This is a genomic window from Clostridium sp. OM05-6BH (genome assembly GCF_003481635.1).
Lineage (GTDB): Bacteria > Bacillota > Clostridia > Lachnospirales > Lachnospiraceae > Butyribacter.
On record NZ_QULH01000006.1, the window covers coordinates 23,453 to 38,694 of the forward strand.

The window sequence follows — 15,242 nt, forward strand, 5'->3', positions numbered from 1 at the left end:
TCGATTCTATTCATATCAAAAATTGATGGATAAAAATGCTGTAAAATAATACCGCTAATTACTGATCGGCAGGTTTCGTGCCTTTTTTGCGGATATGAACTTCCGGAATCGCAACGCTGTCATAAGTGACGTCGCCCGGCTCCTCTGTCGAATCCATGATCTCCGGTTGTTCGTGTGTGTGTACCTCTGGAATGGCCAGATTGTCATAGGTTAATTTATAGCCTGCTTCTTTTGGCTTGCTGTCCTTCTTTCGGGTTCGATTCTTATGAAACATAGCTCCCTCTCTTTCTGCGGTTTTGACACCGCGCATGTCTAATAATCGTCCAAGTATCAATGTTTGATAGTATCCCTAAATTAGGTTGATGAAAAATGTGATGACCAAACTGTTAATAAAATCTGCAAATAAACTGCCGACGAGCGGAATCAGCAGATAAGCTTTTACCGAAGTGGTGTATTTTTCGCAGATCGCCTGCATATTGGCCATTGCATTTGGTGTTGCACCCATACCAAAACCACACGTTCCGGCTACCAGCACCGCTGCATCATAGTCTCTTCCCATGATATTAAATAGTAGGAAGTAGGTAAAACAGCAGATCAGAAGCACCTGCACCGCCAGAAGAATAAATAGCGGAAGCGCAAGGGATGCGAGCTGCCATAACTTTAAGGTGATCATGGCAATGCCCAAAAACAGCGACAAGGAGATTCCGCCCAAGTCGTTGATCTCACCCATATGAATAGTAAATTTACCGCTATATTCGCCAATGTTGCGAAAAAGCGCAGCAGCGATCATGGCTCCGATATATATTGGAAACGTCATGCCGGTCTTCGTCAGTAACCAAGAAAAAATGGTGCCGAGTCCGATGGCTAAGATGAGCTGAAAGACCGCGGCGGCGTACATGTTGGTATGTCGTTCATGCTTCTTTTCATCTTCGACCAACAATGTGTCATCCTCCGGAATGGCAGTATCTAATAAGCCGCGTTTTTCGATCAATCGTTTGCCAAGCGGCCCACCGACCAAACTGCCGGAGATCAATCCAAACGTAGCTGCAGCGGTACAGATCGTGGTTGCTCCTTTGATGTTAAAGTCTTCTAAGACAGGACCGAAAGCGCCTGCGGTACCATGACCGCCGACCATCGGGATGGAACCGGTGCACATACCGACCAGAGGGCTTAAGCCAAGCAGCTTAGCTATACCAACAGCAAGCAGATTTTGAGATACGATCAAGGCAATGACGAGAAACAAGAATAGGATCAACGATTTTCCGCCACTGCGCAGCACCTTGAGATTCGCCTGAAATCCTACGGAAGTAAAGAAAAATACCATGCATACTTCGCGCAAAATATCATCGAATGAAAATTCTGCCACTCCGGTGGTATAACAGATACAGGTAAAGATGGCGAATAACAGTCCGCCAATGACAGGTGCCGGAATACAAAATTTTTCTAAGAAATATATTTTGGATTTGAGGTAGGCGCCAAGCATCAGTACTAAGACGGCGACCGCCAGTGTCTGATACATATCAAGTTCTATTTTTATCATAATAAATAAATGCCTTTCTAAAAATGTGCATTCTAATATGAGAATGTGTTGAAGGAGTTATCTTGCCTCTGAAAATGGATCTCAGATCCATTTTCAGAGGTTTATTCCGTTTTCACGTTGATCCCTCGTTCGGAATAATAGGCAGCAGCGCCTGGATGAAAAGGAATCGGGACTCCTTTGATCGCAGAACTCTCATTTAACTGAAGGTCAACGGAAGTAGCATATTGCAATCCTTTTTGATGGGCGAAGATTGTTTTTGTCAGTTTTTTGACGGTGGCGTTGTCGAGTGCATCACTGGCGACCAATACGGATTGTACGCAAACAGTCTGGATATCCTCTTCCTGCCCGGTATAAGTGCCGGCGGGAATGGTATAATCGGAATAAAATGGATAGGCAGTGGTAAGTTTGCCGCGTAGTTTATCGTCCAAATTTAACAATCGGATATCACAGTGCTTTGCCAACTCTTCTACAACAGTAGTTTGTGCCCCGGCGGTGAAGAAAAATGCATCAATCTTTCCCACTGCTAATTTGTCGGCAGCATCGGTATAATCTAAATGCTTCGTCTTGATCAGATCTTCCGGCAGTCCGGACATTTCTAATATTTGTCTGGCGTTTAGTTCACTTCCGGATTCTTCCTCGCCAACGCTGACCTTTTTGCCTTGCAGATCATCAATGGTTTCGATATTGGAATCCTTACGCACAACAATTTGGCATGCTTCCGGATACAGGCTTGCGACTGCTTTGAAGTTTTGGCATTTTTTGCCGGTAAAAACGCCGGTGCCCTGATATGCCGCGTCGATCAGATCTGCCTGTGCAATACCAAGTTCGATGTAATTGCTGGATAGGAGACGCAGATTAGCGGCAGATCCGGCGGTCTTTTTTACTTCAAGTTCGAAACCGGTATCCTCTTTGGTGCATAGGCCTGCTAATGTATTGGCAAACGTATAGTACATACCTCCAATTCCGGCAGCACCGATACGGATATTGCCGTTTCCGATAGTACAGCCTGTTAATAGTAATGTTAGGCTTAATATGGTACATAGTAATTTTTTCAAAATACGATACTCCTTTCTGCAATTTAGCCTTGACTTTTTATTCGCAGGCTATTTAAATGGTGATTCTTATCACGACACGAAATAGTACAGCGAATATTTTACATGAAATGACACGAAATGGAAATAGTTTTTTGACAACACGGGGAAATGAGAGTATATTGTTGCCAAGTGCGTTTTAAGGAAGAATCCTATTGGATTATTTATTTGCAATCGTTTTCATATAAAGCATTTGCAGAATGGAGATTTAGTATGCTGACACAATTTTCGAGAACCGAGCTGTTGCTTGGCAAAGAAACGATGGAAAAATTAAAGCAGTCGCGTGTGGCTGTGTTTGGCGTTGGGGGAGTAGGTGGCTATGTTTGTGAGGCATTAGTACGAAGTGGAGTAGGTGCCTTTGATCTGATCGATGATGACAAGGTGTGCCTGACCAATCTCAATCGACAGATTATTGCAACGCGAAATACAGTCGGGCAGTATAAGGTGGATGTAATGAAGGATCGCATTTTGTCGATCAATCCGGATGCACAGGTGCGCACGCACAAGTGTTTTTTTCTGCCGGAAAATGCAGACGAATTTCCTTTTGAAGAGTATGATTATATTGTGGATGCGGTCGACACGGTGACTGCAAAGATCACGCTCATTATGAAAGCGGAAGAGAAGCATGTTCCGGTTATTAGCAGTATGGGGGCCGGCAATAAATTGGATGCCAGTGCTTTTCGAGTTGCCGATATCTATAAAACGAAAGTATGTCCTTTGGCACGTGTTATGCGCCGGGAATTAAAGAAGCGTGGGATCAAAAAGCTGAAAGTCGTATATTCCGAGGAGAAACCTACAAGACCAATGGAAGATATGGCAATCAGTTGCCGTAATCACTGTATTTGTCCGCCGGGAGCACAGCATAAGTGCACGGAGAGACGCGATATTCCGGGAAGTGTGGCGTATGTGCCATCAGTTGCCGGTTTGATCTTAGCCGGTGAAGTGATCAAGGACTTAAGCGTACCGAGAGAGACGATTCAGTAAGCAGGTGAGAGATAAGGAGTGCAAAATGAACAGTATTACTATAGAAGAAGTAAAGGAGCTTCCTAAGGATTCGTATCAGTTGATCGATATACGTGATGCAGAAAGTATTGCTCATGGTGCCATTCCGGGAGCAATCGCAGCACCTCAGGAAGACATATTATCTTGTAAAGAAGTAGACCCGTCCAAGAAGTTGGTAATTTGTTGCAGCAGAGGTAAATTTAGCGTCGAAGCAGCCGACAAGCTTCGTGAGAAGGGAATCGATGCCGTTAGTCTGGAAGGTGGCTATGTGGCGTGGCTTATGGATTTTATGAGCGCACCGGAAGAAAAAGATGTGGCAGCAGAAGCAGAACAAAGCCTGCGTAAGAAGTTTAAGAAAACGATCTGGTCCAAATTTGCCAAAGCGATCAACACATATGAGCTTGTCAAACCGGGAGATCGGATAGCGGTGTGCATTTCCGGGGGAAAAGACTCTATGCTTATGGCAAAGTGTTTTCAGGAGTTAAAACGTCACAATAAGTTTGATTTTGAGGTTAAATTTCTCGTGATGGATCCGGGTTACAGCCCGGCGAATCGTCAGGTGATCGAGGAAAATGCCAAAAGACTGCAGATCCCGATCGAGATTTTTGAATCGGATATTTTTGAATCTGTATACCATGTGGAAAAATCACCATGTTATTTGTGTGCACGTATGCGGCGTGGACATTTGTACACGTATGCCAAAAGTATGGGATGTAACAAGATTGCGCTTGGCCATCATTATGATGATGTGATCGAGACGATTTTGATGGGAATGCTGTACGGAGCGCAGATCCAGACGATGATGCCGAAACTGCACAGCACGAATTTCGAGGGGATGGAACTGATCCGTCCGTTATATTTGGTGCGTGAGGATGATATTAAAGCTTGGCGGGATTATAATGATCTGCACTTTATCCAGTGCGCCTGCAAGTTTACCGACACCTGTACAACTTGTAATAATGAGGAAAATCAGTCTAAGCGTGTTGAGATCAAGGAACTGATCAAACGATTGAAACAGGTGAATCCATATGTGGAAGGTAATATTTTTAAGAGTATTGAAAATGTAAATCTTTCTACGGTCATTGCATACAAAAAAGATGGCGTCAAACATTCTTTCCTGGAGGAGTATGATGACTAAATGCGGGAGTTTGCTAAGTGCATTGAGCACCGCAAAGATTTGAAAACGTGCATGATACAAAATACTTTATATTATTAATTAAAAATGATATTGACTTCTTAAAATTAGCTGCAAATGATTAAAAAAATTAAATGGAACAGACTTTCATGGGAAGTATTGACCTTTGGTGAAGATAGGAATATGATGCGTTCATGCAAGGGCAAAGAAACAGGATCAAAGCTAGTTGGTTTCTTTTCTCTTGTATGTAAGCTTACGAACCCTGGGGAATGACACAATTATTTTAGCACCAAAGGAGAGAGCCCATGTCAAAAGCATACGATCCATATGAGAATGTTATTGATGTCATGACGGAAGCGATGGAAGTCGGACACATCGATAAAAAAATGTTTGAAATCATTAAAAATCCACAGAGAGAAACAAAAGTATATTTGCCGGTTGAAATGGATGATGGCACGATCAAAGTGTTTGAAGGATATCGTGTACAGCATTCTAATATTCGTGGTCCTTTTAAGGGAGGTATTCGTTACCATCAGGACTGCACGTTATCGGAAGTGAAAGCGTTAGCAACTTGGATGTCCTTAAAATGCGCGGTAGCCAATATTCCTTACGGCGGGGCGAAAGGTGGCATCAAAGTAGATCCGTCTACGTTATCGGAACGTGAACTGCGCAATCTGACACGAAGATATACCTTTGCTATTGCGCCGATCATTGGTGCGGATACAGATATTCCGGCACCGGATGTCAATACCAATGCACAGACGATGGCATGGGTGTTGGACACCTACAGTCAGTTAAACGGAAAGCCTTGCCCGGGTGTAGTTACAGGTAAACCTGTAGAACTCGGTGGTTCACGAGGGAGAAATTCAGCAACCGGCCGTGGTGTAGTGATCAGTACAAAATTGCTGCTTGCCAAAGAAAATAAAGAGCTTGCCGGAACAAAGGTTGCCATTCAGGGAATGGGTAATGTCGGAAGTAATGCGGCAAAGATTTTTTATCATCGCGATGTGAAAGTGATTGCGATCAGTGATGTGTCAGGCGGCTTATATTGTGAGGAAGGGTTGGATATTGACACGATCTGCACCTTTTTGGAATCTACCGGTAAACTGCTCAAAGATTACGAGGCGGATGGTGTCAGTCATATCAGCAATGCAGAAGTTCTTACTTGTGAATGTGATGTGCTTGTTCCGGCAGCACTGGAGAATCAGATCACGGCAGACAATGCCTCTGAGCTGCGCTGTAAATACATTGTAGAGGCTGCGAATGGACCAACCACGGAAGAGGCAGATAAAATATTAGAGAAGCGTGGCATCACGGTTGTACCGGATATTTTTGCAAATAGTGGTGGCGTGATCGTATCTTATTTCGAGTGGGTACAGAATATCCAGGAATTAACCTGGGAGCGTAATCAGGTAAATGAAATGTTAGAATCACTGATGACGAAATCCTTTACTGCAATCATGGATGTCGTAGAAGAGTGTAAATGTACGGTGCGCATGGCGGCCTATATTGTGGCACTGCGCAAGCTTATTTTCGCAGAAAACATGAAAGGAATATTCCCGTGATGTTATAACCTGCAAAATCAATCTTCAACGTCCTTTGCGTGATTTCTTATTTTGTTCCATCTCTGATGAATACATGCCTGAAGGATTGTCTGAGATGTCCCGGTTTAGCAAGGTATCATCCATTTTTGGACGGGACGCTTTCGCTACGATGCGCTACGTCACGTTACTTAATGTCTCTGAAATACGAGACATAAGTAACGACGAGCGCAAAGTCCCTTTCAAAAATGATGATTACCTTGCTTCCGGGACTTCGAGTTTCCGAAAGGCATGTAAATCAATCATCAGAGATAACAAAATCTAGAATTCACGAAAAAAAGAGCAAAACCAGCGTTTTGCTCTACAAGAATTGCTAAAGCAATTCTTGGCGATGTCACGCTACATAACAGCAATTTTCTATCAACCAAAAACGTAAATGCGGCAAGGCAATTACTATAGTTCTCTGATGGCAGAAATTGCTCTTTGGTGGCTGCAAAATGCTATATAGTCATTGACATAATAAGCAATATGTGGTTGTGGAGGATTTGAGGTATGGGAAGTTTGAGTAACTAAAATTTCATCTTAAGAATTTCTTAAGAATTTGTTCATATTCTCTTCTTAAAAATATGTATAATAAATATCGTAGTAGGAATTAGAGGGACTTCCTGCTACAAGGTACATGATTTGATGTTCACGGAATATCAGATGAGAGGGAACCATAAATTTGAGGGACAATGAGGAGAGGATAATGAAGGGTATATTAAGAGGGGCATATTGTGTTGCTTTGAGCATTAGTATTTTTTTGTGTGGTGTAATATTGGCGCTATCTTGCAGAGGTATTACACTGTACAAAAAGGAATTACTGCAAAATGGAATGACAGTTGCAATTACACTATTTATGGCGGCTTGTATAGTAATGTTATGTGTTTATGGGAAGGACAAGCTGCAGACAACGAGACGTAAATTTTCCGTATTCATGTTTTTATTGATCGGTTTGGCGCAGATCGCATTCTTATTATTGGTATCCAGACCAATGACGATCGCAGATCCGGCACGTGTTCAGAACGAGGCACTTGCCATGTTAAAATATCATCACGGTCAGATGGATCCAACGAATTCTTATATGCAGAATTATGGCAACAATCATTTTATTACCATTTGTTTTTATTACTTTTATAAATTTTTGACGGATGTTGGCATTACAAAGGTATGGGTGCCTACGGTAGTGCTAAATGTTTTGGCAATTGATCTGGGCATTTTACTGACGTTCCTGTCTGTAAAAAAAATGCGCGGGATCGGTACGGCAAACTTTGCATTAGTACTATTTTTCTTGTGCCCGACAACCTATTTATGGCTGACTTCTGTGTATACCAATACGTTATCTTTTCCGTTTATTATGGGTATTTTGTATCTGGGACTCATTGACAAGCCGGCAAAAAGATGGCGGGTGGCGGTACACGATGTGTTATTGGCAGTCGTTATGGCGGTTGGTTACCGTGTGCGTCCGACAACGATCATTCCAATTATTGCGCTGGGGTTGTATTTGACGGCGCGTCTCGTCGCAGACTGGCAGAATCGCCGTGCTTTAAGGGCATCAGAGACAATGAAAACGGAGAATGATTCGGAAGAACAGCAGCATAGCAGACAAAGGGTATTGGAGGGTGCAGTTCGTGTCGGACTCGTTGTCTGCGTGAGTATGGCAGTGTTATTTTCCAGCAGCAATTTGGTAGCAAAGCATGTTGATGCGAAGAAGTTTAACCAGCAGTTTCCTGTTGTACACTGGGTCATGATGGGAATGAATGAAAAGAGCAAGGGCGGTTTTAATCGTAACGACCGGAGATACACCTCTTCGTTCCCGACCAAGGAACAAAAGCAGAAAGCAGATATCGCTCGCTTGAAACAACGTGTCAAAAAGATGGGTCCGGTTGGTCTTGCCAAGCATTTTGGCAATAAAATGATGCGTGTATGGGCAATGGGCGATGATGATGGAATAACGAATGCGCAGTATGCATATCAATATCCACCGTTCTTTCGTTATTTTGCAGGAAAGCAAAATGCATGGTTTATGATCTATATGCAGGCCTTTCGTATTGCGATGTTATTTTTGATGTTGTGCGCAATGTGCAGACAGTTTCTGCAGAGAGAAGCAGCACCGGGGGCAATGTATACGCTTACGTTTGCGGGTGCAGTTATGTTTTTTATGCTGTGGGAAGCCGGCAAGCGATACAATATATGCTTTACCGGAGTGTGCCTTTTACTCATGGCAGAAGGGGCTGATGGATTTACAAATACTGTTTTTAACAAAGGGGATGCGTGGCTTAAAGCACATTTCAACGGAATGCGGCTGCACGCTGCCAGATTGGTGGTGCTTGCGGTTGGTCTGTTCTGCTTTGCCGGAAGTTTTGCGGCGGCGAACCAGCTTAGTCATCCTAGAACATATGTAGAGATTCCGTATTTTAATTCCAAACGTGGAAAGGATGAAGAGCCGATTCGTTGGCGGTATCATAAGAATCCAAAAGTTTTGGAACAGACGATTGAACAAGGGCAGTTGGAATGGCGTAATCGTTGGAACCGTATTCGACTGTATTTCTGGAATCTTGCACCAAACGAATCGGGTGATGAGTATCGTATTCAAGTGCTTGCACTGGACGATAAAGAGGTTTTATATGATAAGACGATCGCACCAAATCAGGTGAAGCGGGAAGGCTATACGATTGCAATTGCAAAGAATAAGCTCAAACAGAGAGATTCGCAGATCGGTTATTTGATCCGTTTGACACACGTAGGTGCAAGCGACCGCCTGATACCGATGATATGCAGATTCCCATTGTTAGATCCTTATCCATACGGCGAATTAAAGGTGGATGGACAGTATAAAGATTGGGATCTATCGATGAAAATTTTTCGCAAGAAAAATGCATAACATAGAGAACACAGAATGTTCACAAAATTTATTAGCACTCACTATTGACGAGTGCTAATAATAGTGGTATAACATAATCAGAACAAGGAAAAGGAAATGCTTAGAAGAGTTTCTGAGTATTTCAGTAGTGACAGACTATATAGTCTGTACAGAGTTGGAAGGAGCGATGACTTATGTTAATGCCAAGTATTTTTAGTAGAGATTTTATGGATGACCTTTTTGATATGCCACAGAGAACTTACGCCAAGAGCTATTCAGCGAATGGATTAATGAAAACGGATATCAAGGAGTCCGAGGAAGGATTTACGGTAGAGATGGATCTGCCGGGCTTTTGCAGAGAAGATATCAGTGCAGAGCTGAAGGATGGTTATCTGACCGTTACAGCAACTGCTAAGAAAGCAGAGGAGAATACTTCGGACAAGAAAGAGAAGTATGTTCAGAAGGAACGTTTCCATGCAACTTGCAACCGCAGCTTTTATGTTGGTGACAATATGAAACAAGAAGATATTAAGGCGAAGTTTGAAAACGGTGTTTTGACATTACAGGTGCCAAAGAAGGAAGAGATTCCGGAGGAGCAGACCAAGAAGTTTATTACGATTGGTTGATCATCAATGCAAACTTCCCATACGAAAGGCTGCAGGGAGGTGGAGTGAATGAAGACGAAGCAGGATTATTATGACACCTTAGGGATATCAAAGGATGCGGATGATGCGTCGATCAAGCGAGCCTACCGTAAAATGGCCAAGAAATATCACCCGGATATGAATCAGGGTGATCCGAATGCTGAGCAAAAATTTAAGGAAGTTACGGAAGCTTACAATGTGTTAAGTGATAAGGAAAAGAAGAAACTTTACGATCAATTTGGTTCTGCAGCATTTGAGGAAGGTTTTGATCCGACCGGCGGCACGGAATTTCACTATTCCGGTGGCGATGCATCGGGGATGTATGGTGATATTTTTGATAATCTTTTTGGTGGCAAAGGCGGTTTTAGCGGACACTTTGGTTTTGGTGACGGTACATCGTGGCACAGTAGCGATGGAAAAACCTGGAATACAGGGGATGGTGGATCATGGCATGTGGGCGGCGATTATGGCAGATCGAGCTTTTTTGACACCTATGAAGATGCCGGTCGGAAATCAGGTCAGGATGCGAGGGCGCACATTTCGATCACTTTTGACGAAGCAGTGTATGGATGTGACAAGGTCATTACTTTGCAAGATGGAGAGCGCGGTCAGAGCAGAACGCTGCATGTGCACATACCGGCAGGTATTGACGATGGCAATCGCATTCGCTTAAAAGGTGAGGGACATCCGGGAGTTTATGGTGCACCCAAAGGTGACCTTTATCTGCAGGTATCTGTCGGCACTAAACCGGGTTTTGAGCGTAAGGGCTTGGATATTTATACGAAAGTCAATGTACCATATACGACAGCAGTACTTGGGGGCAATGCCCGCGTGCACACGCTATACGGAGATGTTGACTGTAAGATCCGGGAAGGAACGCAGAGCGGTACCAAGATACGACTAAAAGGAAAAGGTGTTGTATCCAAAAAGAATGCATCTGTGCATGGGGATCAGTATGTTGAAATCGGAATTGAAGTTCCGAAACATTTGTCGTCACAGGCAAGGCAGAAATTGCGCGAATATGCGGAGGCAAGCTAATCCTATAATGTAGCCCGATCATATCAACAAAGAGAATAATTCTTGATAAACTGTTCATAATAAAGATAGAAACTGTAGGTTATTGAGAGCAGAAACGAGGAGAATTATGATCTTAAAACAAAATGAAATTGATGTGATCACAGAATTGCAGACACAGGAAAAGAATTGTGTGGAAAAGTACCGCCGTTACAAAGAGCAGGCAAAAGATGAGGAATTGAAAAATCTGTTTGGTGAGATCGAGCAGCTCGAACAAAAACATTACGATACACTGGGGCAGGTACTGAATGGTGATGTGCCATGTTGTGACTGCAATGATTCCAGAGGAAAAGACTATGCGCCAACTGCAACGTATAGTACAGCCGGAGATAGTGAGGATAAGCAGGCGGATAATTTCTTGGTTACTGATTGTATCGGCACGGAAAAGATGGTTTCTTCGGAGTATAATACAAATGTGTTTCGCTTTGGAGAACCTTCAGTTCGTAAATTGCTTGCAGATATTCAGGTCGAGGAACAGAATCATGCAGAGATGTTATATAAATACAAAACAGTAAATGGAATGTCATAAAGTATAAAGATATTTCCTAACAGATAAGTAAAGGGGCAAGGCTTGTGTCTTGCCTTTTTTAATTAATAGGAAACTGCTGTTGTGTAGCGTGGCATCACCAAGAATTGCTTTAGTTTTTTTGATGGCAGGATAATTTACTATGTCGGCTGCAAAATAGTCATTGATTTACTGACATAATAAGCGATATGTGGTTGTGAGAAACGGTGGGGGATGGGAAGTTTGAATATCTTGATCGAAAATGGAGCTTGACGAGGAAAAGAAAAACACGTAATATAGTATCCGATACTACGTACAGAAGTAAACGGTGCCGCAATGGCATATGAAGTGACGAAATGTCGGAAAGGAATGAAGTATGAAATCATTACGTATAGGAGATATTACGCTAGAGAAGCCAATTATTCAGGGAGGTATGGGAGTTGGAGTCAGTCGAGGCAGATTGGCAGGCGCTGTATCTGCCTGTGGAGGCCTTGGTGTGATCTCCTCGGCACAGATCGGATACGATGAACCGGAATTTGCAACGGATCAAGTACTTGCGAATGAAAAAGCAATACGTAAGCATATCGCACTGGCAAAGCAAATATCCGGGGATAAGCCGGTCGGTATAAATATCATGGTGGCATTGAAGCATTACGAAGATCATGTGCGAACGGCAGTTGATGCCGGAGTAGACGTCATTATATCAGGAGCCGGTTTACCGATGCGGTTACCGGAATATGTCGGGGATTCCGGCTGCAAGATTGCACCGATCGTTTCATCTGTCAAAGCGGCGCAGATCATACTTCGCCAGTGGAAAAAGAAGTACTGCAGGACAGCCGACTTTATTGTTATAGAAGGTCCTAAGGCGGGAGGCCATCTTGGATTCAAAAAAGAGGACATTGCGACAATTACGGCAGAAAAGTATGAGCAGGAGATAAAAAATATTATTCAAGTCGTACGAGAGTACGAACAGGAATTTGCTTGTGAAATTCCGGTTATAGTTGCCGGTGGCATTTTTGATCATAAAGATATAGAACATGCTTTGGAAATCGGGGCTGACGGTGTTCAGATCGCATCGCGTTTTGTTGCAACAGAGGAGTGTGATGCTTCGGATGCGTATAAGCAGGCATATATTAATGCAAAAGCAGAGGACATTACTATTGTCATGAGCCCGGTTGGGATGCCGGGACGTGCGCTCAACAATGTATTTGTTCAGCGTGTGAGCCGACAGCGGGAAGAGATCAAAAAATGCTACAATTGTTTGGCTAAATGCAATCCTGTTGAAGTGCCGTACTGCATCACCAAAGCACTTATATCAGCAGTGCAGGGAGATTTGGATCATGGTCTGATATTTGTGGGAGCGAATGTTGATAGAATTGATCGAATGACCTCCGTGCAGGAGCTGATGGCAGAACTTACAAACTGAAACTTCCCACACCTCATTATCTCACGCAACTACATTTTGCTTATTATGTCAAAGCATGCTAAGTGTTTTGCAGCCACAATATAGCGGCTTCTGCCGACAGAGAACTATAGTAATTGCCTTGCCGCTTTTTCGTTTTTGGTGATTTCTAAATTTTGTTGTCTCTGATGCTTGCTCTACATGCCCTTCGGAAACTCGAAGTCCCGGAAGCAAGGTAATCATCATTTTTGAAAGGGACTTTGCGCTCGTCGTTACTTATGTCTCGTATTTCAGAGACATTAAGTAACGTGACGTAGCGCATCGTAGCGAAAGCGTCCCGTCCCAAAATGGATGATACCTTGCTAACCCGGGACATCTCAGGCAATCCCTCGGGCATGTATTCATCAGAGACTTAACAAAATAAGAAATCACCCAAAAACTCTGCGTTCTGCGGCAATTATCTTAGTTCTCTGCCGACAGAATAAGTTAGCTTATCGGCTGCAAAATACTATATTTATTGCTGACATAATAAGCAATATGTGGTTCTTGCAGTAGCTTCCGGTATGGGAAGTTTTAGTTACAAATTAATAAAATTTGCGTTTTTTTGACTTGTGATTTGCCTTGTAACCATAGAGGAATATCGTTATAATGTAATAAATATATAATGACAGGGGAGCAAGTGAGCATATGAAAAAGGCGATTAGTATAGGAATACAAGGTTTTTCTGATCTGAGAGAGCAGGATTGCTTTTTTGTGGATAAAACAAATTTTATAAAAGAATGGTGGGAAAAACGGGATGTTGTAACATTGATCACGCGTCCACGCCGTTTTGGTAAGACATTAAATATGAGTATGCTGGACTGCTTCTTTTCTAATAAATATGCGAACCGGGCGGATCTGTTTGAGGGGCTTTCTATATGGCAGGATGAAACGTATCGGAAACTGCAGGGAACATATCCTGTGATCTTTTTGAGTTTTGCTGCTGTGAAAGCAGGCAATCTGGAGGATGCAAAAACCCAGATCAAGCAGGAGATTACAAGGCTGTACTGGGAAAACAGGAATCTCATGAAAGAAGATATTTTTGGTGAGGATGAGCGTGAATTATATTACCGGACAACAGTAAAGATGGATGATGTTACGGCACAGGATTCTTTGAGAAATTTGTCTGTCTGGATGGAACGTTATTATGGCAAGAAGGTCATCATCCTTTTGGATGAATATGATACTCCAATGCAGGAGGCGTATGTTCAGGGATACTGGGATGAATTTACGTCTTTTGTGAGAAGTCTGTTTAATGCGTCTTTTAAGACAAATCCTTATCTGGAGCGAGCAATTATGACGGGAATTACCAGAGTATCCAAGGAGAGTATTTTCTCCGATTTAAATAATTTACGTGTCGTAACGACGACTTCCAATCTGTATGCAGATTGTTTTGGTTTTACGGAGGAGGAAGTTTTTGCTGCACTGGATGAGTATGGAATGGGAGATAAAAAGGATGAAGTGAAACAGTGGTATGATGGTTTTACTTTTGGAGAACACAGAGACATTTACAATCCGTGGTCCATTACGAATTATCTGGATGAACATAGATTATATCCATACTGGGCATCCACAAGCTCCAATGGGCTTGTGAGCAGATTGATCCGGACGGCATCTGCAGATGTGAAGGAGAAGATGGAGGATCTGCTGAGGGGACAGGCGATCACTGTAAATTTTGACGAGCAGATCGTATATAACCAGTTGGATGACAATGAAGAGGCGATCTGGAGTCTTCTGCTTGCCAGTGGTTATCTGAAAGTGCAGAATATAGACTACCGTGGGATTACTTTGGAACCATGGTACACGTTGGATATTACAAATATTGAGACACTGAGCATGTTCATGACAATGTTCCGGGGATGGTTTAAAAATAAAGATGCAAATTATAATGATTTCGTGAAGGCACTGTTAAAGGGAAGTCTCAAGGAAATGAATATTTATATGAATGATGTTGCACTTGCAACCTTCAGCAGCTTTGATACAGGAAAGAAACCTTCTGAGAAAAGTCAGCCGGAGCGGTTCTATCATGGATTTGTTCTGGGACTTTTAGTGGAGTTGCGGGACAGGTATCAGATCCGTTCCAACCGGGAGAGTGGATATGGACGATATGATGTGATGCTTACACCGGTGACAGAGGTGGATGATGCCATTGTGATCGAGTTTAAAGTGCATGAATCGGATGAGGAGGAATCTTTACAGGATACCGTTCGGACGGCTTTAGATCAGATCAAAGAGAAGAACTATGATGCCGAACTGCTATTACAGGGAATACCGGCAGACAGGATCCGTCATTACGGCTTTGCCTTTGAAGGAAAAAAGGTTTTGATCGGACAGGACGAAATTCAGAATGTAGCAGTGAGGAGGTGA

At 42.9% G+C, this 15,242-nt stretch carries 12 protein-coding genes; 9 read left to right on the forward strand and 3 right to left on the reverse strand.

The features are described 5' to 3' along the window. Window positions 1-58 precede the first annotated feature (58 nt). The 3 genes from DXB73_RS07200 to DXB73_RS07210 all read right to left on the reverse strand — a co-directional run bounded on the left by DXB73_RS07200 (window position 59) and on the right by DXB73_RS07210 (window position 2,595). Window positions 59-274 (reverse strand): hypothetical protein, encoded by a 216-nt coding sequence (locus DXB73_RS07200; protein ID WP_022025933.1) that lies wholly within the window; start codon window positions 272-274, stop codon window positions 59-61. 75 nt (window positions 275-349) lie between these two features. Continuing rightward, window positions 350-1,537 carry a sodium/glutamate symporter gene (gltS, locus tag DXB73_RS07205; RefSeq protein ID WP_118506516.1) on the reverse strand — a complete coding sequence of 396 codons (1,188 nt, stop codon included), beginning with the start codon at window positions 1,535-1,537 and terminating at the stop codon, window positions 350-352. A 104-nt stretch (window positions 1,538-1,641) separates the two neighbouring features. Beyond that, window positions 1,642-2,595, reverse strand: coding sequence for a TAXI family TRAP transporter solute-binding subunit (locus tag DXB73_RS07210; RefSeq protein ID WP_118690624.1), 954 nt, complete (start codon window positions 2,593-2,595; stop codon window positions 1,642-1,644). A gap of 249 nt (window positions 2,596-2,844) precedes the next feature. Between DXB73_RS07210 and DXB73_RS07215 the strand changes: the two genes are divergently transcribed. The 9 genes from DXB73_RS07215 to DXB73_RS07260 all read left to right on the forward strand — a co-directional run bounded on the left by DXB73_RS07215 (window position 2,845) and on the right by DXB73_RS07260 (window position 15,242). Continuing rightward, complete coding sequence (locus tag DXB73_RS07215) at window positions 2,845-3,615, forward strand: tRNA threonylcarbamoyladenosine dehydratase (protein ID WP_022025930.1); 771 nt, start codon at window positions 2,845-2,847, stop codon at window positions 3,613-3,615. Window positions 3,616-3,640: 25 nt separating this feature from the next. After that, window positions 3,641-4,771 (forward strand): ATP-binding protein, encoded by a 1,131-nt coding sequence (locus DXB73_RS07220; protein WP_118690625.1) that lies wholly within the window; start codon window positions 3,641-3,643, stop codon window positions 4,769-4,771. A 302-nt stretch (window positions 4,772-5,073) separates the two neighbouring features. Then, entirely contained in the window at window positions 5,074-6,333 is a 1,260-nt protein-coding gene (locus DXB73_RS07225) for a Glu/Leu/Phe/Val dehydrogenase (RefSeq protein ID WP_118690626.1), read from the forward strand. A gap of 724 nt (window positions 6,334-7,057) precedes the next feature. Then, entirely contained in the window at window positions 7,058-9,232 is a 2,175-nt protein-coding gene (locus DXB73_RS07235) for a hypothetical protein (RefSeq protein WP_118690627.1), read from the forward strand. Window positions 9,233-9,405: 173 nt separating this feature from the next. Next, complete coding sequence (locus DXB73_RS07240; protein ID WP_022025925.1) at window positions 9,406-9,837, forward strand: Hsp20/alpha crystallin family protein; 432 nt, start codon at window positions 9,406-9,408, stop codon at window positions 9,835-9,837. 48 nt (window positions 9,838-9,885) lie between these two features. Further along, the gene (locus DXB73_RS07245) at window positions 9,886-10,893 is read left to right on the forward strand and encodes a DnaJ C-terminal domain-containing protein (RefSeq protein WP_118690628.1); all 1,008 of its coding nucleotides are present in this window, start codon (window positions 9,886-9,888) and stop codon (window positions 10,891-10,893) included. Window positions 10,894-10,999: 106 nt separating this feature from the next. After that, window positions 11,000-11,458 carry a ferritin-like domain-containing protein gene (locus tag DXB73_RS07250; protein WP_022025923.1) on the forward strand — a complete coding sequence of 153 codons (459 nt, stop codon included), beginning with the start codon at window positions 11,000-11,002 and terminating at the stop codon, window positions 11,456-11,458. Window positions 11,459-11,810: 352 nt separating this feature from the next. Beyond that, a complete protein-coding gene (locus DXB73_RS07255; protein WP_118690629.1) occupies window positions 11,811-12,860 on the forward strand; it encodes a nitronate monooxygenase in 1,050 nt (349 codons plus the stop codon). A 663-nt stretch (window positions 12,861-13,523) separates the two neighbouring features. Next, window positions 13,524-15,242: an AAA family ATPase gene (locus DXB73_RS07260; RefSeq protein ID WP_118690630.1), complete on the forward strand. Its 1,719-nt coding sequence runs from the start codon at window positions 13,524-13,526 to the stop codon at window positions 15,240-15,242.

Bases quoted from the DNA above. Each gene is read 5' to 3' on its own strand.
- DXB73_RS07215 (WP_022025930.1), top strand. From the start codon at position 2,845: ATGCTGACACAATTTTCGAGAACCGAGCTGTTGCTTGGCAAAGAAACG.
- DXB73_RS07235 (WP_118690627.1), top strand. From the start codon at position 7,058: ATGAAGGGTATATTAAGAGGGGCATATTGTGTTGCTTTGAGCATTAGT.
- DXB73_RS07200 (WP_022025933.1), bottom strand. From the start codon at position 274: ATGTTTCATAAGAATCGAACCCGAAAGAAGGACAGCAAGCCAAAAGAA.
- DXB73_RS07240 (WP_022025925.1), top strand. From the start codon at position 9,406: ATGTTAATGCCAAGTATTTTTAGTAGAGATTTTATGGATGACCTTTTT.
- DXB73_RS07250 (WP_022025923.1), top strand. From the start codon at position 11,000: ATGATCTTAAAACAAAATGAAATTGATGTGATCACAGAATTGCAGACA.
- DXB73_RS07245 (WP_118690628.1), top strand. From the start codon at position 9,886: ATGAAGACGAAGCAGGATTATTATGACACCTTAGGGATATCAAAGGAT.
- DXB73_RS07260 (WP_118690630.1), top strand. From the start codon at position 13,524: ATGAAAAAGGCGATTAGTATAGGAATACAAGGTTTTTCTGATCTGAGA.
- DXB73_RS07225 (WP_118690626.1), top strand. From the start codon at position 5,074: ATGTCAAAAGCATACGATCCATATGAGAATGTTATTGATGTCATGACG.
- DXB73_RS07255 (WP_118690629.1), top strand. From the start codon at position 11,811: ATGAAATCATTACGTATAGGAGATATTACGCTAGAGAAGCCAATTATT.
- DXB73_RS07220 (WP_118690625.1), top strand. From the start codon at position 3,641: ATGAACAGTATTACTATAGAAGAAGTAAAGGAGCTTCCTAAGGATTCG.